Origin of the sequence: Campylobacter sp. BCW_6466, from assembly GCF_001762835.1 — a bacterium.
Taxonomy (GTDB): Bacteria; Campylobacterota; Campylobacteria; order Campylobacterales; family Campylobacteraceae; genus Campylobacter_D; species Campylobacter_D jejuni.
The window spans coordinates 19,301-44,832 of the sequence record NZ_MJXO01000027.1; the positions used below are offsets into that span (position 1 = coordinate 19,301).

General features: G+C 30.3%; 25 protein-coding genes and 1 pseudogene. 16 read left to right on the forward strand and 10 right to left on the reverse strand.

The features are described 5' to 3' along the window. Positions 1-4 precede the first annotated feature (4 nt). The 9 genes from AJ887_RS02325 to AJ887_RS02365 form a co-directional block, all read right to left on the reverse strand. Entirely contained in the window at positions 5-568 is a 564-nt protein-coding gene (locus AJ887_RS02325; protein WP_002871446.1) for a UbiX family flavin prenyltransferase, read from the reverse strand. Further along, positions 565-1,227, reverse strand: a complete 663-nt coding sequence (gene flgA, locus AJ887_RS02330) for a flagellar basal body P-ring formation chaperone FlgA (protein ID WP_002852578.1) — start codon at positions 1,225-1,227, stop codon at positions 565-567. Before flgA ends, AJ887_RS02325 begins: the two co-directional genes overlap by 4 nt. Positions 1,228-1,310: 83 nt before the next feature. Then, the gene (locus AJ887_RS02335) at positions 1,311-2,087 is read right to left on the reverse strand and encodes a MetQ/NlpA family ABC transporter substrate-binding protein (RefSeq protein WP_070252903.1); all 777 of its coding nucleotides are present in this window, start codon (positions 2,085-2,087) and stop codon (positions 1,311-1,313) included. Between the two features lie 9 nt (positions 2,088-2,096). Further along, a complete protein-coding gene (locus AJ887_RS02340) occupies positions 2,097-2,867 on the reverse strand; it encodes a MetQ/NlpA family ABC transporter substrate-binding protein (protein ID WP_070284762.1) in 771 nt (256 codons plus the stop codon). A gap of 47 nt (positions 2,868-2,914) precedes the next feature. Beyond that, on the reverse strand, positions 2,915-3,688 hold the full coding sequence (locus AJ887_RS02345) for a MetQ/NlpA family ABC transporter substrate-binding protein (protein ID WP_070284763.1): 774 nt from the start codon (positions 3,686-3,688) through the stop codon (positions 2,915-2,917). Between the two features lie 191 nt (positions 3,689-3,879). Then, the gene (locus tag AJ887_RS02350; protein ID WP_070240452.1) at positions 3,880-4,791 is read right to left on the reverse strand and encodes a methionine ABC transporter permease; all 912 of its coding nucleotides are present in this window, start codon (positions 4,789-4,791) and stop codon (positions 3,880-3,882) included. Next, the gene (locus AJ887_RS02355; protein WP_070275167.1) at positions 4,788-5,798 is read right to left on the reverse strand and encodes a methionine ABC transporter ATP-binding protein; all 1,011 of its coding nucleotides are present in this window, start codon (positions 5,796-5,798) and stop codon (positions 4,788-4,790) included. The genes AJ887_RS02350 and AJ887_RS02355 overlap by 4 nt, the downstream gene beginning before the upstream one ends. Before the next feature lie 4 nt (positions 5,799-5,802). Continuing rightward, positions 5,803-8,415 carry a valine--tRNA ligase gene (locus tag AJ887_RS02360; protein WP_070252905.1) on the reverse strand — a complete coding sequence of 871 codons (2,613 nt, stop codon included), beginning with the start codon at positions 8,413-8,415 and terminating at the stop codon, positions 5,803-5,805. Positions 8,416-8,437: 22 nt separating this feature from the next. After that, a complete protein-coding gene (locus AJ887_RS02365) occupies positions 8,438-9,457 on the reverse strand; it encodes a coiled-coil domain-containing protein (protein WP_070240456.1) in 1,020 nt (339 codons plus the stop codon). Between the two features lie 128 nt (positions 9,458-9,585). On the opposite strand from AJ887_RS02365, the gene AJ887_RS02370 reads away from it, so the two are divergent. From AJ887_RS02370 to purU, 14 genes and pseudogenes are all read left to right on the forward strand, one after another. Beyond that, positions 9,586-11,616: an ATP-dependent helicase gene (locus AJ887_RS02370; protein WP_070275165.1), complete on the forward strand. Its 2,031-nt coding sequence runs from the start codon at positions 9,586-9,588 to the stop codon at positions 11,614-11,616. A 23-nt stretch (positions 11,617-11,639) separates the two neighbouring features. Next, positions 11,640-12,406 (forward strand): annotated as a pseudogene (peb2, locus tag AJ887_RS02375) (AcfC family adhesin PEB2). 97 nt (positions 12,407-12,503) lie between these two features. Continuing rightward, entirely contained in the window at positions 12,504-13,031 is a 528-nt protein-coding gene (gene tpx / locus AJ887_RS02380; RefSeq protein WP_070276072.1) for a thiol peroxidase, read from the forward strand. Between the two features lie 223 nt (positions 13,032-13,254). After that, on the forward strand, positions 13,255-16,029 hold the full coding sequence (gene napA / locus AJ887_RS02385; RefSeq protein WP_070275163.1) for a periplasmic nitrate reductase subunit alpha: 2,775 nt from the start codon (positions 13,255-13,257) through the stop codon (positions 16,027-16,029). A gap of 17 nt (positions 16,030-16,046) precedes the next feature. Beyond that, positions 16,047-16,787, forward strand: coding sequence for a ferredoxin-type protein NapG (napG, locus tag AJ887_RS02390; protein WP_070284764.1), 741 nt, complete (start codon positions 16,047-16,049; stop codon positions 16,785-16,787). Then, on the forward strand, positions 16,784-17,566 hold the full coding sequence (gene napH, locus AJ887_RS02395; RefSeq protein WP_079264427.1) for a quinol dehydrogenase ferredoxin subunit NapH: 783 nt from the start codon (positions 16,784-16,786) through the stop codon (positions 17,564-17,566). Before napG ends, napH begins: the two co-directional genes overlap by 4 nt. Next, positions 17,563-18,087, forward strand: coding sequence for a nitrate reductase cytochrome c-type subunit (locus tag AJ887_RS02400; protein WP_072227270.1), 525 nt, complete (start codon positions 17,563-17,565; stop codon positions 18,085-18,087). The genes napH and AJ887_RS02400 overlap by 4 nt, the downstream gene beginning before the upstream one ends. A 4-nt stretch (positions 18,088-18,091) precedes the next feature. Continuing rightward, complete coding sequence (locus AJ887_RS02405) at positions 18,092-19,006, forward strand: WD40 repeat domain-containing protein (RefSeq protein ID WP_052859197.1); 915 nt, start codon at positions 18,092-18,094, stop codon at positions 19,004-19,006. Then, positions 18,999-19,337 (forward strand): chaperone NapD, encoded by a 339-nt coding sequence (locus AJ887_RS02410; RefSeq protein ID WP_061210770.1) that lies wholly within the window; start codon positions 18,999-19,001, stop codon positions 19,335-19,337. Before AJ887_RS02405 ends, AJ887_RS02410 begins: the two co-directional genes overlap by 8 nt. Before the next feature lie 12 nt (positions 19,338-19,349). Continuing rightward, positions 19,350-19,523 carry a Sec-independent protein translocase subunit TatA2 gene (tatA2, locus tag AJ887_RS02415; protein ID WP_002876097.1) on the forward strand — a complete coding sequence of 58 codons (174 nt, stop codon included), beginning with the start codon at positions 19,350-19,352 and terminating at the stop codon, positions 19,521-19,523. Between the two features lie 78 nt (positions 19,524-19,601). Then, on the forward strand, positions 19,602-19,850 hold the full coding sequence (locus tag AJ887_RS02420; RefSeq protein WP_002859818.1) for a tetratricopeptide repeat protein: 249 nt from the start codon (positions 19,602-19,604) through the stop codon (positions 19,848-19,850). Beyond that, positions 19,847-20,338 (forward strand): CiaD-like domain-containing protein, encoded by a 492-nt coding sequence (locus AJ887_RS02425; protein ID WP_070209828.1) that lies wholly within the window; start codon positions 19,847-19,849, stop codon positions 20,336-20,338. Before AJ887_RS02420 ends, AJ887_RS02425 begins: the two co-directional genes overlap by 4 nt. Beyond that, positions 20,307-21,425, forward strand: a complete 1,119-nt coding sequence (locus AJ887_RS02430) for a CCA tRNA nucleotidyltransferase (protein WP_032599965.1) — start codon at positions 20,307-20,309, stop codon at positions 21,423-21,425. Before AJ887_RS02425 ends, AJ887_RS02430 begins: the two co-directional genes overlap by 32 nt. After that, the gene (purU, locus tag AJ887_RS02435; RefSeq protein WP_070284766.1) at positions 21,422-22,246 is read left to right on the forward strand and encodes a formyltetrahydrofolate deformylase; all 825 of its coding nucleotides are present in this window, start codon (positions 21,422-21,424) and stop codon (positions 22,244-22,246) included. The genes AJ887_RS02430 and purU overlap by 4 nt, the downstream gene beginning before the upstream one ends. Here the strand turns inward: purU and AJ887_RS02440 are convergent. After that, complete coding sequence (locus AJ887_RS02440) at positions 22,243-23,517, reverse strand: aminotransferase class V-fold PLP-dependent enzyme (protein ID WP_083262106.1); 1,275 nt, start codon at positions 23,515-23,517, stop codon at positions 22,243-22,245. The genes purU and AJ887_RS02440 overlap by 4 nt on opposite strands. A gap of 35 nt (positions 23,518-23,552) precedes the next feature. On the opposite strand from AJ887_RS02440, the gene AJ887_RS02445 reads away from it, so the two are divergent. Next, positions 23,553-24,425 (forward strand): DUF234 domain-containing protein, encoded by an 873-nt coding sequence (locus tag AJ887_RS02445; protein WP_070284770.1) that lies wholly within the window; start codon positions 23,553-23,555, stop codon positions 24,423-24,425. Between the two features lie 9 nt (positions 24,426-24,434). Beyond that, the gene (flgS, locus tag AJ887_RS02450; protein ID WP_044794323.1) at positions 24,435-25,454 is read left to right on the forward strand and encodes a fla regulon two-component system sensor histidine kinase FlgS; all 1,020 of its coding nucleotides are present in this window, start codon (positions 24,435-24,437) and stop codon (positions 25,452-25,454) included. Positions 25,455-25,532 lie beyond the last annotated feature (78 nt).

The following is a 25,532-nucleotide window of genomic DNA, read 5'->3' on the forward strand; positions in this document are numbered from 1 at the left end:
TAAACTAAAAATTTTGCCATTTTTCATATAAATTGTGTTTTATTTCTAAAAGATCTAGCCATTTACCTACGATAAAATTTTCCATTTGTTCTAGATTGTTTGCTTTAGAATAACTTGCGATAATAGGAGGTGCGATAATAACTCCCATTTGGCTAAGTTTTAACATATGTTCTAAATTTAAAGTAGAAAAAGGCATTTCACGTACGCCTAAGATGAGTTTTTTTCTTTCTTTTAAGGCCACTGCTGCAGCACGCATTAAAAGAGTGTCTGCAAAACCAGCGTGAATTTTTGCTAAACTTGAAATCGAACAAGGAGCAATGATAGTTTTTTCTATTCCAAAAGATCCACTTGCTACACTTAGACTTAAATTTTTATCATCTAAAAAATGAGTGTATTTAAAATTTTCTTGACAAATTTCTTCTAAATTTGCTTCATTTTCAGCTTTGAAACTAAGTTTTGCACCTTGAGTTAAAATACAATAAAGTTCGCATTGATTTTCTAAATTTTTTAATAATTTTAAGCCTAAATTGACACTGCTTGAACCAGAAATTCCTAATAAAACCTTCATTGTATAATCATCCTATTTTTACCCACTACGATGCCTTGCATAACTTTACCTTCTTTGTTTTTTGCACGAATCCTTTCGCCCATATTTGCACTTTGCAAAGCCACAAGTTCGATTAAAACATCAACATTTGCTTCACTTAAAACTCCGATTATAGGATCATTTCGGCGTATTAAAGCTGTGGTTTTAAACATATTTGCTCTTAAAATGGCGTTTTTGTTAATATTGCTTTTAGCTACAAGATTATCTACATCATCTAAGGTTAAGGCATTTAAAGGAACTTTATCAAAATCAATCAATACGCTTTTATAGTCAAAAGCTCCAAGTTTATCTCCTCTTTTTATAGCGCGTTCGCTTTTTAAAACTTCTAAATTTGCTTGAATGAAATATCTAAAAAATACATTTTTTTGTATATTTTGCGGAGTTTTAAATTCAGCCCTTAAAAAGCCTTGTGCTTGATTAAAACGCCCATTAGCGATTCTTAGAAATTCATATTGATCAAAATCTTTAGGCAATGATGTTATTTTTAAATCAATTTGAGAAATTATAATTTTAGGAAAATTATTTCTAAATTCTTTAGCTAGTGCTGTTTTGATTTCTTCTAAACTAGCTGCTTGGATATAATTTATCACAATAAAAAAAGTTAAAAAAATAATTTTCATTTTTATCCTAAGAATTATAATGCAATAAATAGTATTTTAGCTTTTATAAGTTTAACAAAGCCTTTAGAAGGCTTTGTATAGAGTTAAAAAGTAGGGATAACAGAGCCTTTATATTTTTCTATGATAAAATTTTTAATTTTATCGCTTGTTAAAATTTCTTTAATAACAAGACTTTTTTGACTTGTTTCTTCACCTTTTCTTGCAGCTAAAACAATAGCATATAAACTATCTTTATCTTCTATAAAAATACCATCTTTTAAAGGGTTTAAACCTGCTCCAAGAGCATAGTTTGTGGTAATAACAGCCAAATCAGTATCATTTAGGGCTCTTGGAAGTTGTGCGGCTTTAAGCTCTATAAATTTAAGTTTTTTTGGATTTTTACTTATGTCAATAGGGGTTTTAAGGGTGTTTTGACTTTTAAATTCTATTAAATTTGCTTTAGCTAGTAAATCAAGGGCTCTGCTTTCATTGGTAGCATCATTAGGTATAGCGATTTTAGCACCATTAGGAATGTCTTTTATATCTTTTATGGAGTTAGAATATATAGCCATAGGAACTAAAACAATAGCACCTAAAGAACTTAAATTTGTTCCTTTGTGGGTATTAAAATCATCTAAAAAAGGTTTATGCTGATATAAATTTGCATCTAAATCTTTCTCATTTAAAGCGATATTAGGTATATTATAGTCATTAAATTCCTTAACTATTAACTTCCAACCTTTTTCTTGAAATAAGGGTTTAGAGAAATTTAAAATTTCAGCATAAGGCGTTGGTGTTGCACCTATGATTATGGTTTTATCTGCCCCAAAACTAAGGCTAATTGTAAATAAAACACTTAAAAATATTTTTTTAATATTCATGCTATACTCCTAAAAAGCTGGGATTAATATATCTTTATAATGTTCATTAATGATGGCTTTAAATTTATCGCTTCTTAAAATTTCATCAATTACTTTGGTTTTTTCGCTATTTTTATCTTCTGAGCGTACCACAACATAATTTACATAAGGGCTATTTTTATCTTCCCTAAAAATAGTATCTTTACTTGGATTCAGACCGGCTCCAAGTGCGAAATTAGAATTAATTATAGCAATATCAACATCATCTAAAGCTCTTGGAAGTTGTGCGGCTTTAAGCTCTATAAATTTAAATTTTTTTGGATTTTTGTTTATGTCCAATGCGGTTTTTAGAGTATTTTTGTTAAGCTCTATTAATTTTGCTTTCTCTAAAAGCTCTAAAGCTCTACTTTCATTGGTGGCATCATTAGGTATAGCAACTCTAGCACCTTCTTTAAGATTTTCTAAATTTTTGATTTTTTTACTATAAACTCCTACTGGAGCTATAAGTACAGGCGTTGTTGCAATTAAATTTGAACCTTTCTTTAGGTTGTATTCTTCTAAAAAAGGTTTGTGTTGATATAAATTTGCATCAAGTTCTTTTTCCTCTAATGCACGATTGGGCAAAATATAGTCTGAAAATTCTACTATTTTAAGCTCATACCCTTTGTTTTTAAAATCATCTTTCATTAGTTCTAGTAAGCTACCAAAAGGATTTGGAGTGGCTCCTATAGTAATGTTTTGTGCAAATAGGCTAGATAAATTTAGAATGCAAGCGAGTATAATAATTTTAAATAAATTCATAAAAACTCCTTTGTATTTAAAAAAAAGTCCCTAGGCAAGGGACAAAATTAAAAAGCAGGTAAAACAGATCCGTTGTATTTTTCTATGATAAATTGTTTGATTTTATCACTTTGTAGAGCTTGGATTAAGGCTTTGATTTTTGGATCGTTTTCATGTCCCACTCTTACAACAAGAATGTTTGCATACGGGCTTTCTTTATCTTCGATAAATACGCTATCTTTTGCAGGATTTAGATTTGCAGAGAGAGCGTAGTTGGAATTAATTACAGCAAAATCAACATCATCCAAAGCTCTTGGAAGTTGTGCGGGCTTTAATTCTACAAATTTAATTTTTTTAGGATTGTCTATAATATCAAGAGGTGTTTTTAAAGCCTTATCTTTAAATTTTACCAAACCTTTTTTTGCAATAATATCCAAAGCTCTACTTTCATTGGTTGGATCATTTGGAATGGCGATTTTAACCCCTTCTTTAATATCATCTAGACTTTTATATTTCTTGGAGTAAACAGCCATAGGTTCTATATGTATGGCAGCTACTTTGATAAGTTTGGTGCCTTTGTTTTTATTAAATTCTTCCAAATAAGGAGTATGTTGGAAAAAATTTGCATCGGCTTCTCCATTATCAACAGCTAGATTAGGTAAAACATAATCCGTAAATTCTTTGATTTCAAGTTTATAGCCTTGTTTTTCTAAATCAGGTTTTACTTGCTCTAGGATTTCAGCATGAGGGACGGGAGTTGCTACAACTGTGATGGTTTCTAATGCATTTGCATTAAGACTTAATGTTAAAATACTTGCTATAAATAAAGATTTGATTTTCATTTTTTTCCTTTTTAGTCATTTTGTGCTTGCTTTAATCTTAATAAATTCACTCTGACTATCAGGAAGAAGCATATATAAACTTGTTGATAGTCAGATTAACGCATCTGATACATCATTTTAATTCCTTTAATTTTTTGTTTAAATTTTACTTAAAAAAACTTATATTTATCTTAAAAGGAGATATAATCTCCTTATTTTTTGAAACCTTTATAAAGCAAACTTCCTAAAAATAAGATAAAAACAATTACTTGCCAAAAGAAATTTTCATCATTGTTTATATTGATAACTATGCTAACTCCAAGTAAAATCAATAGAGTGGCAATGATATATGTAGTTTTACTATTTTTAGCCCAAGTATAAAATAAATTACCTAGAATTTGAACTAACTGAACTAATATAAGTAAAATAACTACAGTTTGAATCATAACTTCTTTGTTAAATCTTTCATAACCATAGCGAATAGCGACATCTCCTAAACCTCCACCACCGACAGTTCCAGCAAGAGCAGAAAAACCAATGGTAAAGATTAAAGTTAGAGTAATTCCGCTAATTATAGCAGGAAGAGCCTCACTAAAGATAACCTTGAAGATAATTTGAATATTGCTAGCGCCATAACTTTTTGCTGCTTCTATGATTCCTTTGTCTATTTCTTTAAAAGCACTTTCAAGCATCTTTGCCAAATAAGGAGCTATTCCGATAGCTAATGGAACTATGGCGGCATTTGTACCTATGCTGGTGCCTACTATGATTTTAGAAAGTGGTAAAAGAACAACTATAAGAATTAAAAATGGAAAGGCACGCAGTATATTTGTAATAAAATCTAAAATGCTATAAGCGATTTTATTTTCTTTAATTCCGTTTTTATCCCAAATAGCAAGTAAAATTCCAGGAATAATAGCCAATAAAAATCCAAATAGTACAGCCATTAAACTCATATAAATTGTTTCATTAAGTGCAGGTTTTAAAATGTTCTCATAATTTTCACTGAAACTTGTGATAGAACTTAAACTCACTTCTTTAATATCCTGCCAAGAAAATTCATTAAAAAATTGAGAAATTCTACCAAAAAAAGCACTGATGATAGAGATGTTTTCTTCATTCATGATGCCACCTCCCATAATACTCCACTTTTTTCTATGTAATCAAGAACCTTGTCTTTATCCTTTTCATTTATATTTATAACTAAATTTCCTAAGGCTTTTCCATTAAGTTTTTCTATTTTACCCCAAACTATGTTAAAGTCTATATTTAGAGTTCTTGCCATATGAGTGATGACGCTATTTTGGGCAACTTCTTTTGGAAAGTAAAGTTTGATATTAAGTCCGTGTTTAGGCAAAAAATCACTTTCTCCTAAAAATTCTTTCATTTTGGCATTAGGCTTTAAAAAAAGCTCATCAATTGCTCCGCTTCCTATGATTTGTCCATGTTCAAGCAATAAAGCTTTTTGAGCTATGTCTTTTACCACATCCATTTCGTGAGTTACTAAAACAACAGTAATCCCAAATTCAGTATTGATTTTAGATATAAGCTCTAAAATATTTTTTGTAGTGTTTGGATCAAGAGCCGAAGTAGCTTCATCACTAAGTAAAATTTTTGGGTTTAAAGCTAAGGCTCTAGCAATAGCAACGCGTTGTTTTTGCCCCCCACTTAGTTCTCTTGGGTAGGATTTGTTTTTATGATCAAGTCCTACGATTTCAAGCAAAGAATTGACTTTTTGGGCAATTTCTTTTTCGCTCATGTATTCTTTATTAAAAAGCTTGGCATGAAATTTACACTGAGTATAGTGTGTTCTTAAAGGCATAGCAACATTTTCAAATACATTTTTGCGCTCCATTAGGGCAAAATTTTGAAAAATCATCCCTATATCTTTTCTAAGCACTCTCAGCTCTTTTGATTTTTTTTGACTTAAATCTTTAATTTCTTGATCAAAGACTTTTAAGCTTCCTTCTTGATAATTCTCAAGTCCATTAATACATCTTAAAAGAGTGGATTTTCCAGCTCCACTATGACCTACTATGGCGTAAATTTCACCCTTTTTAATCTCCAAAGAAACATCGTTTATCACGAGTTCTTTGCCATAATATTTTTTTAAATTTTTTATTTTTATCAAATTTTCAACCTCTTAGATTTTGAAGTTCAACTGATATTTTTTCAAGTTGAATTTTTAAATTTTCTAGAGCTTCTTTATTTTGCTCAACCACCTCTTTAGGTGCGTTAGCGATGAATTTTTCATTTGAAAGCATGGAGTTAAGCTTGAAACTTTCTTTTTCAAGCTTATTTTTTTGATTTTCAAGTCTTGTTAAAATACCACTTAAATCAACATTTTCAAGCGTAATAAAAATTTCTAAATTCTCGCTAACATCACATATTGCCTTTGGTAATTTTTCTTCACTAAATTCTATTTGCTCGCACTTTGCGAGCATCATGATAAAATTCATATAAGCTTTGATTTCATCTTTGATTTTTTTATCGTTAAATTTGATATAAGCTTTTTCTATTTTAGAATTTCCAAGATCGATTAAACTTTTAGCACGGCGGATACCAACTATGCTTTCTATGAGCAAAGAAAAGATTTTTTCTATATTTTTATCTTGTTCTTTAAATTTTGGATATTTGCTTATCATAATAGAAGGGCTTGTTTTAAGTTCTGTATCGCTTAGTTTATGATATAAATATTCACTGATAAAAGGCATAAAAGGATTTAAGAGCTTTAAAGCTTCTTTGAAAATACTACCAAGTTCTTTAACACTCGATTTTTCTGCTTTGCTAAGCTCTATACCCCAATCGCAAAAATCATCCCAAAAGAATTTATATAGAGTATTGGCTGCATCATTAAAGCGATAATTGTCTAAATTTTCTCTTACATCTTTAACACAAGTTTGAAATTTGGCATAGATATATTTTGCTAATTCTGAATGAAGTGTGATATTTTCCAAATCTTCAAATTTACTTTCATTTAAAAGCAGATAATTTGTAGCATTATAAATTTTATTTGTAAAATTTCTAACTTGTAAAAGTTTATCATTACTAAGTTTAATATCGCGTCCTTGTATAGCAAGAAGCGCTAAAGTAAAGCGTAAAATATCAGCACTATATTCTTTAATGCTTTCATTTGGGTCGATAACATTTCCAAGGCTTTTGCTCATTTTTCTACCTTGCTCGTCTTTCACAAGAGCGTGTAAATAAATATCTTTAAAAGGAAGTTTATGTAAGGCATTAGTGCTTTGAAACATCATTCTAGCTACCCAGAAAAATAAAATATCAAAACCTGTAATGAGTAAAGAATTGGGATAAAAATCTTTTAAATCCTTTTCAGACCAAATTTTATCTTTACCCCAGTTTTCATTTCCCCAGCCTAGAGTACTCATAGCCCAAAGCCCCGAAGAAAACCAAGTATCAAGCACATCTTCATCTTGTTTGAAATTTTGACTTTGGCATTTTGGGCAAGTTTTAGGCGTATGTTGGCTTGCCCATTCATGAGAGCATTCGCAATAATACACAGGAATTTGATGTCCCCACCAAAGTTGTCTTGAAATACACCAATCTCTTAAATCTTTCATCCAGGCATTAAAGCTATTTATCCAGTGATTTGGGTAAAATTTACTTTCTCCAAGCGCAACTTTTTCTATACTTTCTTGGGCGATTTCTTTTTTTACAAACCATTGTTTGGAGATATAAGGTTCAACTATATTGTTACAACGATAACAATATCCTATTTGATTGTTATGCTCTTCTATTTTTTCTATAAAACCAAGACTTTCAAGTTTAGCTACGATTCTTTCTCTTGCTTCTAAGCGTTCTAAACCTTGAAACTCTAAACAATGCTCGTTTAAAATTCCTTTTTCATCAAAAACACTTATAAAATCTAAATTATGTCTAAGTCCTACTTCATAATCATTCATGTCATGAGCGGGAGTAACTTTTACAACTCCTGTTCCAAATTCTTTTTCTACATGTTCATCAGCTATAATTTTAATGGCTTTTTTGCTTATAGGCAAAATCACTTCTTTGCCCACAAATTTAGTATAGCGTTCATCATCAGGATGCACCATAACTGCAGTATCGCCAAAAAAAGTTTCAGGACGCGTTGTGGCTACTACTAAAAATTCATCGCTATCTTTTAAAAAGTATTTAATATGATAAAGTTTTCCTTTATTTTCTTTGTATTCAACTTCTATATCACTTAAAGCGCCATCGTGAGTACACCAATTGATCATATAGTTTCCACGTACAATAAGTCTTTTATCATAAAGTTCTACAAAGGCTTTTTTTACGGCATTAACCAAACCTTCATCCATAGTAAAACGCAAGCGACTCCATGCAGGAGTGATGCCTAGTGTTCTCATTTGGTCTAAAATTTTTCCACCGCTTTGCTCTTTCCACTCCCAGACTTTTTCTATAAATTTTTCTCTACCTAGTTCTTCTTTTTTAATGCCTTGAGCAAGGAGTTGTTTTTCTACAACATTTTGAGTAGCAATACCTGCGTGATCAAGCCCTGGTTGATAAAGAACCTTATAGCCATCCATTCTTTTGTAACGCGTCATAATGTCTTGTAGAGTAAAGGTTAAAGCATGTCCTATGTGTAAAACTCCAGTGACATTAGGAGGAGGCATCATAATGCAGAAATTTTTATCTTTTTCTTGTATGGTTTTATTGCCATCGATCTCAAAATATCCGCGTTCTTCGCAAATTTGATAATACTCTTTTTCTAAATTTTTATCATACATTATTTGCCTTTATTGTTTTAGCTTATTTAATAGAGCTAATTTCTATAATTTCACAAAACGGGAAGAAATATTGTGCTGTATTAAGTCCAGTTTTCAAACTTTTGATATGTTTAGAAAAATCACTTCCTTTGCCATCTTTTTTAATTTGAAGTTTAAGTCTTTCTAAAATTTCTTCACGTGCTACATGTTCATTTAATTCTTTTGGATTGTTTAAATATGGGCTTAATCTATCTAAGTTAATATATTTATAAGCTTTTTTCATATCTGAAAAGATAATTTCTTTGTTATAGATAGTTAATTTCATTTCCCCTTTTGGTAGCATTTTAACAAAAATACTTAGATAATAATCTTTTGCATTATCTTGTATAACGCTTAGCATATCTTTTAACAGATTGATTCTATATTGGCTTAAAAATTTTCCATCTAAAATATAAACTTTCATATTTTCTGTACTAAGTTCAGGTTCTAAACGACTGTTTTTTCCTATGCTTAGATACTCTCTAGCGGTATTTAGATATTTATTTTTGTTTGACTTGTTTGATTGAAGTTCTTTTTTTACGGCTCTCTCTCTTTCTAAGATCTTTTGTTGTTTGCTGATTTCTTTTTTAAGAGCTTCTATTTTGGCTTGTTTATTTTCTTGTTTTAATTTTTCTTTATCTGTATCTAAAATTTGTTTATTTTCATTTGTATTGATACTATTGCTTATGTTGGTGTCATTATTTAAGCTTTGATTGTTTTCACTTATTGGTGTATTAAATGTATTGTTATTTAAGCTTTGATTTTCATCTAATGGGTTTGTTTCTTGCTTTTGGATGGTATTGTTATTAATATTTATATCTGATGAACTATTGTTGGTTTGGATCGAGGGCGAATAGGAATTATCGTAGTTATTGGTATACGATTTTTGCTCGGTGTAAGTGTTGGTGTTTAAGGTGTAATTCTTTGGTTTTGAATATTCGAAAAGATAATAATAGGTTCCACCTAATATCACAATAACAGCAATTAATATGCCAACAATAATAGAAAAAATTTTCAAATTCATTTGCTATCCCTTAAAAACAGAAAGTTAAATAATTTTAGCATTGTACTATAATCTAATATAAAGTAATTTTAAATTTTTATATTTTTAAGTAATTTTTTTTTATAATTTTAACTTTTATAAGGAAAATAATGCCACTTTCAAAATTAAATAATGAACAATATCTTGCTGCTACTGCTGATTTTGGACACAATCTTGTTATTGCAAGTGCAGGGACGGGAAAAACTTCTACTATTGTTGCAAGAATTTCTTATCTTTTAAGCAAGGGAGTGGCACCTCAAAAAATCATGCTTTTAACTTTCACAAACAAAGCCAGCAAAGAAATGATAGGGCGTTTAGGGAAATTTTTTGATAAAAATATTACCAGTAAAATACTTGCAGGAACTTTTCATAGTACGGCTTATACCTTACTTAGAAATGCGGATAAAAATATAATTTTAAAGCAAGCAAGCGAGTTAAAAACTCTACTTAAAAGTGTCTATGAAAAAAGAACCTTTAGGCATTTAAGTGATATAAAACCTTATCAATCAAGTTATTTATATGATCTTTATTCTTTGTTTCAAAACAAAGCACACAATCAAGATTTTTATACTTGGTTTTGTCAAAACTATGAAGAACAAAGTATTTATGCTGAAATTTATGAAGATATTTTAAAAGAATATGATAATGAAAAAAAGCGTTTTAATTATGTAGATTTTAATGACTTACTTATCAATCTAAAAGAGCTTTTAAAAGAAGAAAAATATGAATTTGATGAAATTTTAGTGGATGAATATCAAGACACAAATACTTTGCAAAGTTCCTTAATAGAGGCTTTTCATAGTAAAAGTTTGTTTTGCGTAGGGGATTATGATCAAAGTATTTATGCTTTTAATGGAGCGGATATTAATATCATAGGTGGGTTTAAAGATCGTTTTAAAGATGCAAAAATTTTTTCTTTAAATAAAAACTACCGTTCATCAAGAAGTATTTTAGCTTTGGCTAATAAAGTGATTTTAAATAACGAAAGATTATATCCAAAAGAACTTATTGTTACAAGAAATGATGAGTTTAAAGCCCCATCTTTGCTTACTTTTGAAGAATTATTTGATCAGTATCAAAATATAGCCAAAATGATACTTACAAGCGGAGTAAGTTTGGAAGAAATTGCCGTGATTTTTCGCAACAACTCAAGTGCTGATGGGGTTGAAGTAGCTTTAAGGGAGCAGGGCATTGCAAGTGTGAGAAAGGGAAGTGGAAGTTTTTTTGAAAGTTTGGAAGTTAAAGCTTTTAGCTCCATGCTTGCGCTTGTGGTAAATCCTAAAGATATCATGGCTTTTATTCATTTGGTTCAATATACCAAAGGTGTGGGTGGAGTTTTAGCAAAAGAAATTTTTGACGCACTTTTAAAATTAGGGCATGGAAATTTAATAAAAGGTTTTTTAGATCCTGATAAAAATGTAAATTTGCAAAATCATCAAAAAAGAAATTATCAACTTGGGCTTTTTGCAGATTTGGAAGAATTAGCCAGCGAAACTCGTTTTAAATTTGAGAGTGAATTTGATGCACATCCTATTTTAAGACTTTCAAAAATCAATGATTTGTGCGCTAGAAATTTGGAAAAAATCTATCTTTTTTTAAAAAAAGCTATGGAAATAAAACATTCTTTGACTTTAGTCAATTTAATTTGTGAAAATTCTTTTTATAGAGAAATTTGCGAAGAACTTGCAACCAAAAGAGCGACAAATAAAGCAGGGCAGGTGGATTTATTAAGAAAGAGTGAAAATTTAGAAAAAATAGAAACAAAATTCAATGTTTTAAAAGAGCTTACAAAAAATTATAGCGATATTTACAAGTATTATAATTTTCTAACTTTAGGTGCAAGCGAAATGAGTAGTGGCAAAGGAGTTAATTTGCTTAGCGTGCATGCAAGTAAGGGCTTGGAATTTGATCTTGTTTTTGTGATTGATCTTGCGCAAGGTCGCTTTCCTAATCAAAAGCTTATGGGAATGGGTGGAAGCTTAGAAGAAGAAAGAAGACTTTTTTATGTTGCGGTAACTAGGGCAAAAAATATACTTTATTTAAGTTATGCTAAATATGATAAAAACAAAAAAACTTCTTTTACTCCTTCTCGTTTTCTTATAGAAGCAGGGCTTTGCAAGGGAGAGTTAACTATAGATTGATAGAATTTTCTTTCAAGTAAGTTATATTATTAAAGAAAGGTTTATTTTATGAAAAAAATATTAATTTTTTAAGTTTAGTAGCAGCAAGTTTTTTAAATGCTGAAATTTTAGTTTATGGTCCAGGTGGTCCTGCTCCTGTACTAAAAGAGCTTGCTTTAAAATTTGAAGAAAAAACAAAAGAAAAGGTGATTGTAACCGCAGGTCCAACTCCAGCTTGGATAGATAAAGCAAAAGAAAATGCAGATTTGATTTTTTCAGGCAATACTTCAATGATGGATGATTTTGCTAAAAAATTCCAAGTTTAAGTTTAGAAAATTTAAGCGTTTTAAATATGCGTCCATCAGGCATTATCGTGCGTCCAAATAATCCAAAAAATATTAAAAATTTTGAAGACATTTTAAAAGATGGCGTAAATGTTATGGTGGTTGATGGTGCAGGACAAGTTGGACTTTATGAAGATATGGCTTTAAAAAGTGTAAAAAGAGAAAATTTGGTAAAATTACGTAAAAATATAAAAATTTATGCTAAAAATTCCAAAGCTGCTGTAGATGAGTGGAATAACAATCCAAATATTGATGCTTTAATCATTTGGTCTCATTGGGCAAAGGCTTTAGGCGATGATAAAGCTTTATTTATCAAAGATAAAAATGCAGTGATTTATCGTGCAGCTGAAATAGCTCCTACAAAAAAAGGTTTAGAAAATAAAAAAGCTTTAGAATTTGTCGATTTTATTAAGAGTAAAGAAGCTCAAAAAGTGTGGAAAAAATATACTTGGAAAGAAGTAAAATAATTTTCAGTGAAATTAAAAATAATTAATGTTTATAGGATATAATCGCTCCTAAAACATTAATTGCAATAATGTTTAAAATATCAAAAAAGGAAATTAAATGAGTACAGTAAATTTTAAAGGAAATTCTGTAAAACTTAAAGGAAATTCAGTAGAAGTTGGAGCAGATGCTCCTAAGGTAAATCTTAAAGCTAAAGATTTAAGCGTGATTGAAATCGGTGCAGCGGGTAAAACTCAAATCATTTTAAGTGTTCCAAGCTTAGATACACCAGTTTGTGCTACAGAAGCTAGAGAATTTAATAAAAAAGTAGCCAGCTACAATGGTGCTGAAGTGATTATAGTAAGTATGGACTTGCCTTTTGCTATGGGAAGATTTTGCAGTACAGAAGGTATTGAAAATTTAAGTGTTGCAAGTGATTTTGTGGCAAAAGAATTTGGTGAAAAATATGGTGTTTTGATAAATGAAGGTGCTTTAGAAGGGCTTTTAGCTCGTGCCGTATTTGTGATTAAAGAGGGTAAAGTGGCATATAAAGAACTTGTAAATGAAATCACAGAAATGCCAGATATTGCAAAACTTGATGCATTTTTTGGTGGTTCTAGCTGCTGCGGTGGTTGTGGTTGCCATTAATTTTGATTAAGCCCATTCTTAGGGCTTAATTTTTACATCTTCATTTTTTTATTATTTTAAGTTGATTATTTTTAATATTTATTTTGTGTAAGAATAATATAAAAAGGACAATAAAACTCCTATAAAATAGAGCTTTAAAATTATTATTTTTATTAAAATTTCAAGAGATTTTTATACTCCATTTTTTATAATAAGATGATTTTTTTATTTTGGAGGAATAAGGATGAATAGAAGGGATTTTATTAAAAATACCGCTATTGCAAGTGCTGCTAGTGTTGCAGGACTCAGTGTTCCAAGCTCTATGCTTGGCGCGCAAGAAGAAGATTGGAAATGGGATAAGGCTGTTTGTAGATTTTGTGGAACTGGCTGTGGAATTATGATAGCCAGAAAAGATGGCAAAATCGTAGCAACAAAAGGTGATCCTGCAGCACCCGTAAATCGCGGACTTAATTGTATCAAAGGTTATTTTAATGCTAAAATCATGTATGGTGAAGATCGCCTTGTTATGCCTTTGCTTCGCATGAATGAAAAAGGCGAATTTGATAAAAAAGGCAAATTTCAACAGGTTTCTTGGCAAAGAGCTTTTGATGAAATGGAAAAACAATTTAAAAAAGCCTACAATGAACTCGGCGTTACAGGTATAGGGATTTTTGGTAGTGGGCAATACACTATCCAAGAAGGTTATGCTGCTTTAAAACTTGCAAAAGCGGGTTTTAGAACAAACAATATCGATCCAAATGCAAGACATTGTATGGCCTCTGCAGTGGTTGGTTTTATGCAAACTTTTGGTGTAGATGAGCCATCAGGCTGTTATGATGATATAGAACTTACAGATACTATCATCACTTGGGGAGCTAATATGGCTGAAATGCACCCAATCCTTTGGTCAAGAGTAAGTGATAGAAAACTAAGTAATCTTGATAAGGTCAAAGTTGTTAATCTAAGCACTTTTTCTAACCGTACTTCAAATATTGCTGATATTGAAATTATTTTTAAACCAAATACAGATTTGGCTATTTGGAACTACATAGCAAGAGAGATTGTTTATAATCATCCAGAGGCTATGGATACGAAATTTATCAAAGAACACTGCGTATTTGCAACTGGTTATGCTGATATTGGTTATGGTATGAGAAATAATCCAAATCATCCAAAATTTAAAGAAAGTGAAAAAGATACAGTTGAAAAAGAAAATGTAATCACTTTAGACGATGAAGAGGCTACTTCTTTATCTTATCTTGGCGTTAAAGCGGGTGATAAATTTGAAATGAAACATCAAGGTGTGGCTGATAAAAACTGGGAAATTTCTTTTGAAGAATTTAAAAAAGGTTTAGCCCCTTATACTTTGGAATACACTGCAAAGGTAGCCAAAGGTGATGATAATGAGTCTTTGGAAGATTTTAAGAAAAAACTTCAAGAATTAGCTAATCTTTACATAGAGAAAAATCGCAAAGTCGTAAGTTTTTGGACTATGGGCTTTAATCAACATACAAGAGGTTCTTGGGTAAATGAACAAGCTTATATGGTGCATTTTTTACTAGGAAAGCAAGCTAAACCAGGTAGTGGAGCCTTTTCTTTAACAGGACAGCCAAGTGCTTGCGGAACGGCTAGGGAAGTAGGGACTTTCTCCCATCGTTTGCCTGCGGATATGGTTGTGGCAAATCCAAAACACAGAGAAATTTCTGAAAAAATTTGGAAAGTTCCTGCAAAGACCATCAACCCAAAACCAGGTTCTCCTTATCTTAATATCATGAGAGATTTAGAAGATGGAAAAATTAAATTTGCATGGGTGCAAGTGAATAATCCATGGCAAAACACTGCAAATGCAAATCACTGGATCGCAGCAGCAAGAGAAATGGATAATTTTATTGTTGTAAGTGATTGTTATCCTGGAATTTCAGCAAAAGTAGCTGATCTTATTTTACCAAGTGCTATGATTTATGAAAAATGGGGTGCTTATGGTAATGCTGAAAGAAGAACTCAACATTGGAAACAACAAGTCTTACCTGTAGGTGCTGCCATGAGTGATACTTGGCAAATTTTAGAATTTGCAAAACGCTTTAAGCTTAAAGAAGTTTGGAAAGAGCAAAAAGTGGATAATAAGCTTACCTTGCCAAGTGTTTTAGAAGAGGCAAAAGCTATGGGTTATAGTGAAGATGATACACTTTTTGATGTACTATTTGCCAATAAAGAAGCAAAAAGCTTTAATCCAAACGATGCTATCGCAAAAGGCTTTGATAATACTGATGTTAAAGGCGATGAGAGAAAAATTCAAGGCAGTGATGGAAAAGAATTTACAGGCTATGGCTTTTTCGTTCAAAAATACCTTTGGGAAGAATATCGTAAATTTGGCTTAGGACACGGCCATGATTTAGCGGATTTTGATACCTATCATAAAGTAAGGGGTTTAAGATGGCCTGTGGTTAATGGCAAGGAAACACAGTGGAGATTTAATACTAAATTTGATTATTATGCTAAAAAAGCGGCTCCAAATTCAGATTTTGCTTTTTATGGTGATTTTAACAAAATGCTTACAAATGGAGATTTAATAGCTCCTAAAGATGAAAAAGAGCACAGTATTAAAAATAAGGCTAAAATTTTCTTTAGACCATTTATGAAAGCACCTGAAAGACCAAGTAAAGAGTATCCATTCTGGCTTGCAACAGGAAGGGTTTTAGAGCATTGGCATAGTGGAACTATGACTATGCGTGTGCCTGAGCTTTACCGTGCTGTCCCTGAAGCGCTTTGCTATATGAGTGAGAAAGATGGAGAGAAATTAGGCTTAAATCAAGGTGATTTGGTTTGGGTGGAATCTCGTCGTGGTAAAGTAAAAGCAAGAGTAGATATGCGTGGAAGAAACAAACCGCCTGTAGGACTTGTGTATGTGCCGTGGTTTGATGAGAATGTATATATCAATAAAGTTACTTTGGATGCGACTTGTCCGCTTTCAAAACAAACTGACTTTAAAAAATGTGCTGTAAAAATTTATAAGGCTTAATTTAGGGTTTTGATTAAATGAAAGGTAGAAGAGAATTTTTCGTTAGCGCCTTTAAGGCTGCATGTTTATGTACAGGAGGTGGATTTTTGGTTAATTTGACTTTAAAAGCCGATGATAATTATGCCTTGCGTCCTCCTGGGGCTGAAGATGAAGCTAGATTTTTAAGCAAATGTATTCGTTGTGGGCTTTGTGTAAAAGCCTGTCCTTATAATACTTTAAAGCTCGCTAGCTTGTTAGATAGTCCAAAAAATGGCACGCCTTTTTTTAGAGCAAGAGAAATTCCTTGTTATCTTTGTAAGGATATTCCTTGCATTAGAGAATGTCCAACTGATGCTTTAGATAAAAAGCATTTAGAGCAGGGTATAGAATCCTTGAAAATGGGTATTGCTATTGTTGATAGTGCTTCTTGTGTGGCACACTGGGGAATTCAATGCGATGCTTGTTATAGAGCTTGTCCTTTGATAGATAGGGCTTTAAAACTTGAGCTTAAACGCAATGAACGCACCGCCAAACATGCTTTTTTACTACCTAGTGTGGATCATGAAGTGTGTGTAGGTTGTGGGCTTTGTGAACTTGCTTGTATTACTGAAAAACCGGCCATTCGTGTTTTACCAAGGGAGTATGTATTGGGAAAAGCAGGATCTCATTATGTAAAAGGCTGGGATGAAAAAGATGAAGGTCGTATAAAAAATGCAGATGCTTCAAAACATTTTAATGCTAAAAAAGCAACCAATTATTTAAATGATGGAGAACTGTGATGAAGTATTTAATTGCTAGACGCATCGTTCAGCTTGGAATTTTAGCGCTTTTTAGTTTTAAAGCTACAGATTTTATCTTGCAGGGAAATTTAAGTTCTTCTAGACTTTTTAATACCATACCTTTAAGCGATCCTTTTGCGGTTTTGCAAATCATTTTAGCAAGCTGGAGTATAGATTTAATGGCTTTAATAGGAGCTTTGATTATATTTTTTATCTATGGTTTGCTTTTAGGAAGGGTTTTTTGCTCTTGGGTTTGTCCTGTTAATTTAATCACAGATTTTGCTGCTTTTGTGCGAAATAAATTAACCCTTAATAATAAATTTTTAATTTTGCCTAAAAATTTACGCTATTTTGTGTTGGTCTTGGTTTTAGTCCTTTCTTTTGTATTTTCATTACCTGTGTTTGAAAGTTTTTCTTATATAGGAATAATACATAGAGGGATTATTTTTACTACAAGTTCTTGGATTTTTGTAGCCTTTATACTTTTTTGTATCGATACTTTTTTAAGTCCTAGGGCAATTTGTTCACATTTTTGTCCATTAGGAGCTTTTTATGCTTTTATTTCTCGTTTTGCTTTGCTTAAAATAAAGCATGATAGTGATAAATGCACTAAATGTTATGAATGTATCCGTATTTGTCCTGAAAAACAGGTTTTGTGGATGGTTGGAAAAGAAAGTACTAGCGTGAAATCAGGAGAGTGTATAAGGTGTGCAAGGTGTATAGAAGTTTGTAATGATGATGCTTTGAATTTTAATATTTTTGATTTAAGGAATAAATAATGAAGAAGAAATTGGTTTTATTAGGAAGTGCTGCAGTGGTATTTTTTGCCGCTTGCGCAATGAATAGTGGGGTAAGTTCGGAACAAATTGGACTTAGAAAAGCAAGTTTAGAAAATGAAAATAAAGTAAATTTAGTGGAAGCAAATTTCACAACTTTACAACCTGGGGAATCTACTCGTTTTGAGCGTTCTTATGAAAATGCACCACCATTAATTCCGCATGCTATTGAAGATTTGTTACCTATAACTAAAGATAACAATATGTGCTTAAGCTGCCATGATAAGGCTATAGCAGCAGATGCTGGTGCAACTCCACTTCCTGCTAGTCATTATTATGATTTTAGACACAATAAAACCACAGGAGATGTGATTAGCGATAGTCGTTTTAATTGCACTCAGTGTCATGTTCCACAAAGCGATGCAAAACCTTTGGTGGGAAATAGCTTTAAACCTGAATTTAAAAATGAACAATTAAAAAGTCGTTCAAATTTAATTGATGTGATTAATGAGGGTGTAAAGTAAATAAATGAAAAAATTTCTTTTTATTTTGAGTCTTTTTTGTGTTTTGTCTTATGCTTATGAGCTGAAATTAAATGCCAATATAACAGCTTTAAAGCTTGATAAGCAAAACTTATATATAGGCACTGATAAAGGTGAAATTTTACAATATAACATTAAAGATAAAAGTTTAAAAGAACTTTTATCTTTGCCAAAGATTAAAAATTATTATGGTGATGATTTTGCTAAAATTTACAACATTGATATTTTTAAACATACACTTTTAATACTTAGCGAGGGTGATTTTGGTGCTAAAAATTTAAGTTTTTATAAGGAAAATTTACAAATCAAAAAGCTCGAAGAAAATAGCATAATAAAAGCATTTTTTATCAATGAAAACACTTATCTTTTGATTTCTATTGGTTCTGAAATAGAATTGATTGATAAAAGTTTAAAAAATATAAAAAAATTTAATTTTTCTCATTCTAGTCTTAATGATGCAGTTTTAAATGAAGATAAAAGTATGCTGGTTGCAGGTTTTGAGAGTGGTGAAGTGGAGCTTTTTGATTTGAAAAATTGGAAGATGTTAAAAAACTATGATAAAATGCATAAAGATAATATCTATCAAGTAGATTTTAAAAATAATGTTATTTTAAGTTGTGGAACGGATAGGCGTATAGGAGTTGTAAAAAATGAAGAGCAAAATTTTTTGCAAAAAGATTTTTTGATATATACTTGCGCTTTAAGTCCTAATGGAGAATTGGCTGTTTATAGTGATAACGAAGCTGGAGTTAGTGAAGTTTTTAGCACAAGTGATTTTAAGCCTGTTAAAACTTTTAATAATGAAAATTTGATGAGTGAGTTTATTATTTTTTTAAACAATAAAGATTTTATTGTTTCAGGCTTTGGTGATAGTATAATGTTTAGGAGTATTGATGAATAATCTTTCTAGTGTTTTGATTTTAGCAAAAGAAGAATATATAAATGATTTAAAAAAGGCTATATCTGAAATTCCTTTTTGTTCTGTAGAACTTTGTAAAAATGAAAAGATTATAGTTGTGATTGAAAGTGAAAATTTAGAAGATGAATTAAACTCTTATAAAATGCTTGAGAAATTGCCAAATATTATCAGTATTAATATGGTTTTTTCTTATCAAGATTTAAATGATGATATCCAAAAAGCAATCAATAGCGGCGCAATAGAAACGATAGAAAAAAATGAAAATGCTGAGAATATTCGCTACTATGGTAGTGTATTTAATCAATTTTCTTAAAGTGTAAAGTATATGGTATTTTTAATCCCATTGCTTATTGTAATTGGTGTTATTTTTGGAATTGATTATGTGTATTTTAAAAATCAAGATTTAAAAGTGCAAGTTAAAAAAGAACAAAAAGAATTAAATTCTAGCTTAGAGAAAGAAAAAAAAGAATATATAGAAAAATTGTTTAAAACAAAATAGACATTAAAAATCATATTATTTTCTTAAAGATAAATTAAAAAGCTTTTTGCTAGAATTAAAGAAAAATTTTAGGAAACAGTGATGAAAAATACAGTCACTGAAGCTTCTATCTATGAGGCTCAAGGGTTAAAAGACGAAGCTTTAGAAATTTATAAAAATATCTTAAAAGAAGATCCAGATAACCAAAACGCTATCGATGCGGTTCGTCGTCTTAGTGGTTTTAGATCCAAGCATAAAGATTTAAACACTCAAATGTTGGATTTTTTTATTAACATGAAAAGCGATGAAGAAATTAATGAATTTAAAAGGTGGTTGATAAAAATATGAATTTGGAAGATTTAGCTAAAAAAACCATTAGTGAAGTTAGCTCTATCATAGAAGAGCAAAGAAGACAAAATGAAATTTTAAAAGAACAAGAATTAAGCAGAAAAACTGAAATAAAAGATGAATTACCACCTATGGAGTTTGTATGCGAAGAACTTGATACTCCGCAAGACTTAGAAGATAAAATTTCTATGGCAAAATTTGAAGAAGAGCAAAAAATACAAAATAATATTGAAATTTCTACTCAGGAAAATAAAGAGTTTAAAAAAGAAGAGCCTTTTTTACAAAGTGAAATTTTAAATCCCAGTGTTATGACAGAGGTTCAAACGCTTAATGAGGATATTTTTTTAAAACATCTTAGAGAGAGAATTTTAGTTCTTTTTGAAGGTTTAAATAGCATAAAAAAAGATGATCTTGAAAATAGGTTAAACTTGACCATAAATTTTTTAGAGTTTTTACTTGCAAATATCGAAGATAAGCTTAAAAAATAATCCCGATTTACAGTTTATCGCTGAGTTTTTAAAGCCTTATACTAAACGAGCGTATTTGGTTGGAGGTAGCGTTAGGGATTTGTTTTTAGGCTTAAAAATTTGTGACTATGATATAGAGCTTTATGATATAAAACCTAAAGATTTTGAAAAGATTATGCAAAAATTGGGCGCACAAGGCCTTGGAAAAAGTTTTTTTGTGCATAAGTTTAAAAATTATGATTTAGCTCTTGCTAGAACCGAAAATAAAATAAGCTATGGACATAAAGGTTTTGAAGTTCAAATTTGTAATGATGAAAAACTTGGCGCCAAAAGACGCGATTTTACCATAAATTCTATGATGATTAATCTTTTTAACGATGAGTTTTTAGATTTTTATGGAGGATTAAAAGATCTAGGAACAGGCTTTTTAAGGCATATTGACAAACAAAGCTTTCAAGAGGATAGTTTAAGAGTGTTAAGAGCGGTAGTATTTGCTTCAAGGTTTAACTTTAAGATAACTAGTGAAAGCTTGAAATTGATGCAAAGTATGGATATAACTGATCTTAGCAAAGATAGGATCAATGCGGAGCTTTATAAATTCTTTAAAAGCCCTAGACTTGATGTTGGCTATAGATATTTGCAAGAACTTGACTTAGAAAAACAGATTTTTGGCTTTGAGAGTGTTTTTAAGAGTTTGGAATTTCAAAATTTACTCAGACAAAGTAGAGAATTTGTAAAAAGCGATGCTTTATTCTTGTATTTGTATTTGAATTTTTTTAATTTAGAAAAAGATATATTTTTTAAAAGAACCAAACTTAAAAAAGAATACCTAAAATACGCAAATCAAGCTTTTTATCTTGATGATATAAGTGATTTTGAACTAGCAAAAATTGCTTTTGAAATGCCTTTGAAGGAATGGCTTGGACTTTGGAGTAAAAAGCGTATTGAGCAAGCTAAAAGATTAAGACTTTATGAGAATAAGTTTGAAAGTAAAATTTTAGCAAAAGATTTCATAAATGCTGGATTTTGTGGTAAAATTCTTGGTTTAAAGATTCAAGAAGCAAGAGAGAATGAATTAAAAGAATATATAAAAGGTTTAGCTAAATGATTTCTGTATTAAAAATTTGCACCAAAGATCAAAAAGGTTTAATCTATAGAATTTCTGATGTTATTTTTAAATATCATATCAATATAGTAAAAAACGATGAATTTGTAGGCGAAGGAATGTTTTTTTTTCGTGCTCTTTTAGAAGGTGAGTTTGATAAAGAAGCTTTTATAGGAACGCTTGAGGCTATGCTTGGACAAGAAGCCTTGATAGAGCTTTGCGAGAAGAGAAAAAAAGATATTGTTGTTTTTGCTACTAAAGAAAGTCATTGTTTGGGAGATTTGCTAATAAAGCATTATAGTAACGAACTTGAAGCAAATATCAAAGCTGTGATTTCAAATCACAACTCTTTAAAGGATTTAGTTGAGAAATTTGAAATTCCTTATCATTTTATCAGTGCTGAAAATTTAGATCGTAAAGAGCAAGAAAATCAGATTTTAAAATGTCTTGAACAATATAAATTTGATTATTTGGTTTTGGCAAAATATATGCGAATTTTATCTCCTGATTTTGTTGGGCATTTTGAAGGTAAGATTATAAATATTCACCATTCTTTTTTACCTGCATTTATAGGAGCAAATCCTTATAAACAAGCCTTTGAAAGAGGGGTTAAAATAATTGGAGCTACGGCACATTTTGTAAATAATAATCTTGATGAAGGTCCTATTATCACTCAAGCTGTTTCGCCTGTAAACCATGAATTTACTTGGCAAGATATGCAACAAGCAGGTAGAAATATAGAAAAAGATGTTCTTTCAAAAGCGCTTGATTTGGCTTTTGAAGATAGAATTTTTATACATAATAATAAAACTATAATATTTTAATGCGATAATTTTACTATAGTTTTATTTAAAGCATCGAAAAAATAATCAATATCCTCTTTTTCATGCGTATAATGCAAGCTTATTCTTAACCAGCCTGGTTTTGTTTTAAGTTTTTGATTATCTTTTAAGCCTAGCAAATCATGACCATAAGGCCCAGCACAAGCACATCCAGCGCGTGTTTCTATGTGGTATTTTTTACTAAGTTCGTAAGCGATATCAAAAGGAGAAATTTCTTTGATATTGAAAGCAAAAATAGGCAATCGGGTTTTTAAATTCTTTGCATATAAAATTAAATTAGGTATAGTTTTTAGTTTTTCAAAAAAATAATCTTTTAAAATTTCTTCTTTTTTTTCTATATTTTTAACCCCTATAGAATCTTTGATTTTAAAAGCTAAGCTAGCGCGAATGAGTTGTAAAATTCCAGGTGTTCCCCCTTCTTCTAAAGCTTCTTCATTACAAAGGTAGCATTGTGAAGTGCGAGAAACATAGCCCACAGTTCCACCTGCTGCAAAGCTAGGCTTGTTTCCACAAAGATCTTTTTTGATGGCCAAAAGTCCAGAACCGCCAATACCACCAATTAATTTATGAGAACTTATAAACAACGCATCATAGTATTGACAAGATATGTTTTTATAAGGAATGAAACTAGATGCATCAAAAGCAACTATCCCTTTAAATTTACGAACCATTTCAGAAATGCGTTTATAATCACTTAATATCCCAGTAACATTTGAAGCTAAAGAAAAGCTAGCGATTATTTTTCTTTTTTTGTTTTTTTGTAAAGTTTTTTCTAGAAAATCAAAATCAATTTCTCCATTTTTATCTAAGGGAATTCTAACACATTCACACAAGCCTTCTCGAAATGAAAGTTCATTAGAATGATGCTCATAAGGCCCTACGATAACTAAAGGTAAGGTATTTTTATCAATTTGCGTAAAATATCTTTCTTTTACAAGAGGGGGAATGTAAATGCCGATCAATTCTTGAAATTTTTTAATAGCACTGCTTGATCCTGTTCCGCAGGCTATAAGGGCAAAATTTTCATCTAATGATAAACTTTTTTTTATATCTTTTCTTGCTTGTTCGTAAATTTGTTGAGTTTTAAAAGAATTCAAAGAGCTATCAGAATGTGTGTTTGCATAGGTTGGGAGAATTTTTGAAATTTCTTTTTCTACACATTTTAGAGCTAAAGCACTTGCTGTGAAGTCAAAATGCAAAATACCTTTTTTTAAGATCAATTCTTTTTTTAAATCTGAAATTTGCAAATACAATCCTTATAAAAATTTGCTAAAATTATACTATAAAAATGCTTTATAAAAGGAAAAATATAAAATTTAAGAACTTTGTAGATTTGCATAAGAATTTATCTTTAAGTAAGCTTTTTGATTTTTATAGTGTGTTTGAAGGTTTTGAAAAATTAAACATTTTAAATTTTAAAGACGATGTATTTACAAATATAGAGCGAATTTTGCTTGATGATTATCTAAAAATCAAAAGTTATTTCGCCTTGGATGAAACAAGTTCTTACGCTCTTACTTTACTAGCTAAAAACAATCGCAAGCGTTTTTCTATCAATAGAAAAATTCAGCATTTTAAAGCTTTATCTACACTTAAATATCTTTTAGAAACAGGTATAATAAAACTTGAGTATAGTAAGGAAGCTAAAAAAATAAAAGATAAAAGACAAAAAATCAAAAAAGAACTAAGATCTTATGTTGTCCAAGATAAGATTATATTTAACAACCATTTTACTCGTTTCTTTTTTTATTTTTTAGAGCCCAATGAAAAGCTTATTTTGCAAAATCGCTATAAAGAAGTTTTAGAATGCATTAAAGAAAAATTTGAACTTTATCAAAGTTTTTGTTTTGAACAGCTTTCTAGAGAATTGCTTGAGAAAAAATTCAATATCAATGGAGTGCAAAGTTACTGGGATAAGAATTTAGAACTTGATCTTTATTATCAAGATGAAAATTTGTGTTTTGTCGGAGAAGTTAAATTTAAAAATAAAAAAATTTGTAAAAATATTTTAAATCTTTTAAAATCAAAAGCAAAGTCTTTAAATTTGGCTCCAAATTATTATATTATAATCTCAAAAAATGGTTTTAGCAAGGAATTTGATAAAATATGCGAACAGAATTTGCTTTTATTTGATTTGAATGATTTTAAGATTTTATTATAGGAATGATAAATGAATGAAAGTATTTTAAAAAGTTTAGACTCAAATGAAAAAGAAACTCTACAAAAAGGCTTAGAAAGTCTCATAGAACAAACTTATGTAATAGAAAATGAATACAAAACTTTAAATGAAAACTATAATTCCTTACGCGCAATGGTTGATGAGATTATAGAGGTGTTGCCTAGTGCGCTTTGGATTTTAGATAAAGAAAAAAATATTATTTTACAAAATCAAGAAGCCTTGAAAAATCCAAAATTACTTAATATCATTAGTCTTGATAAAATTCGCGATGAGCTTGAATTTGAAGGTAGGTTTTATGCGGTAAAAATCATAGCACATAATGAAAAAACTATAGTTTCAGCTACAGATATTAGCGATGAAAAACGCAATGAAAGGCTTGCAAGCATGGGTAGTGTAGCGGCTCATTTGGCACATGAGATAAGAAATCCTATTGGATCTATATCTTTACTTGCTTCAACCCTTTTTGCTCGTAGTGAGCTTAAAAATAAGCATATAGTTCTTGAAATCCAAAAGGCTATTGCCAGAGTAGAGCGTATCGTAAATTCAACTTTACTTTTTACTAAGGGTGTGCACATCAATGCTTTAAATTTTAATCTTTTAGAGTTAAAAGAAGAGTGTGAAAGTGCCATTAACTCTTATAATTTTACTTCTCAAATAGACTTTGAAATATCTTTTTTGGATAAGCAGATTTGTGCCGATAAAGCTCTTCTTGGTTTGGTTTTACAAAATTTGATTTATAATGCTATTGATGCGATAGAAGAAAGCGAATGTGAAAAACCTATGATTAAAATTTTAGCAAGTTGTGATAATGAAAAAATATGCATCAGAGTGTATGATAATGGTTGTGAAATAAAAGATGAGAAATTGGTTTTTGAGGCTTTTAAAACAACAAAACTTAAAGGCAATGGGCTTGGTTTGTCTCTTTCTAAAGAAATCATAAACGCTCATAAGGGAGAGTTAAGTTTTCAAAGCGATCCTAAGAATTTTTATTTTACCTTACCTTTGGTGTGATAAATATTTTCTTTTCACCCCAAAACGGAACAGATTTTGCTTATATTATTTTAATATATTTAGGTTGAAGGCAGAAAA

Excerpts from the sequence above, each read along its gene's own strand:
- AJ887_RS02325 (WP_002871446.1), bottom strand. The coding sequence starts at position 568 with ATGAAGGTTTTATTAGGAATTTCTGGTTCAAGCAGTGTCAATTTAGGC.
- flgA (WP_002852578.1), bottom strand. The coding sequence starts at position 1,227 with ATGAAAATTATTTTTTTAACTTTTTTTATTGTGATAAATTATATCCAA.
- AJ887_RS02335 (WP_070252903.1), bottom strand. The coding sequence starts at position 2,087 with ATGAATATTAAAAAAATATTTTTAAGTGTTTTATTTACAATTAGCCTT.
- AJ887_RS02340 (WP_070284762.1), bottom strand. The coding sequence starts at position 2,867 with ATGAATTTATTTAAAATTATTATACTCGCTTGCATTCTAAATTTATCT.
- AJ887_RS02345 (WP_070284763.1), bottom strand. The coding sequence starts at position 3,688 with ATGAAAATCAAATCTTTATTTATAGCAAGTATTTTAACATTAAGTCTT.
- AJ887_RS02350 (WP_070240452.1), bottom strand. The coding sequence starts at position 4,791 with ATGAATGAAGAAAACATCTCTATCATCAGTGCTTTTTTTGGTAGAATT.
- AJ887_RS02360 (WP_070252905.1), bottom strand. The coding sequence starts at position 8,415 with ATGTATGATAAAAATTTAGAAAAAGAGTATTATCAAATTTGCGAAGAA.
- AJ887_RS02365 (WP_070240456.1), bottom strand. The coding sequence starts at position 9,457 with ATGAATTTGAAAATTTTTTCTATTATTGTTGGCATATTAATTGCTGTT.
- AJ887_RS02370 (WP_070275165.1), top strand. The coding sequence starts at position 9,586 with ATGCCACTTTCAAAATTAAATAATGAACAATATCTTGCTGCTACTGCT.
- tpx (WP_070276072.1), top strand. The coding sequence starts at position 12,504 with ATGAGTACAGTAAATTTTAAAGGAAATTCTGTAAAACTTAAAGGAAAT.
- napA (WP_070275163.1), top strand. The coding sequence starts at position 13,255 with ATGAATAGAAGGGATTTTATTAAAAATACCGCTATTGCAAGTGCTGCT.
- napG (WP_070284764.1), top strand. The coding sequence starts at position 16,047 with ATGAAAGGTAGAAGAGAATTTTTCGTTAGCGCCTTTAAGGCTGCATGT.
- AJ887_RS02405 (WP_052859197.1), top strand. The coding sequence starts at position 18,092 with ATGAAAAAATTTCTTTTTATTTTGAGTCTTTTTTGTGTTTTGTCTTAT.
- AJ887_RS02410 (WP_061210770.1), top strand. The coding sequence starts at position 18,999 with ATGAATAATCTTTCTAGTGTTTTGATTTTAGCAAAAGAAGAATATATA.
- tatA2 (WP_002876097.1), top strand. The coding sequence starts at position 19,350 with ATGGTATTTTTAATCCCATTGCTTATTGTAATTGGTGTTATTTTTGGA.
- AJ887_RS02425 (WP_070209828.1), top strand. The coding sequence starts at position 19,847 with ATGAATTTGGAAGATTTAGCTAAAAAAACCATTAGTGAAGTTAGCTCT.
- purU (WP_070284766.1), top strand. The coding sequence starts at position 21,422 with ATGATTTCTGTATTAAAAATTTGCACCAAAGATCAAAAAGGTTTAATC.
- AJ887_RS02445 (WP_070284770.1), top strand. The coding sequence starts at position 23,553 with ATGCTTTATAAAAGGAAAAATATAAAATTTAAGAACTTTGTAGATTTG.
- flgS (WP_044794323.1), top strand. The coding sequence starts at position 24,435 with ATGAATGAAAGTATTTTAAAAAGTTTAGACTCAAATGAAAAAGAAACT.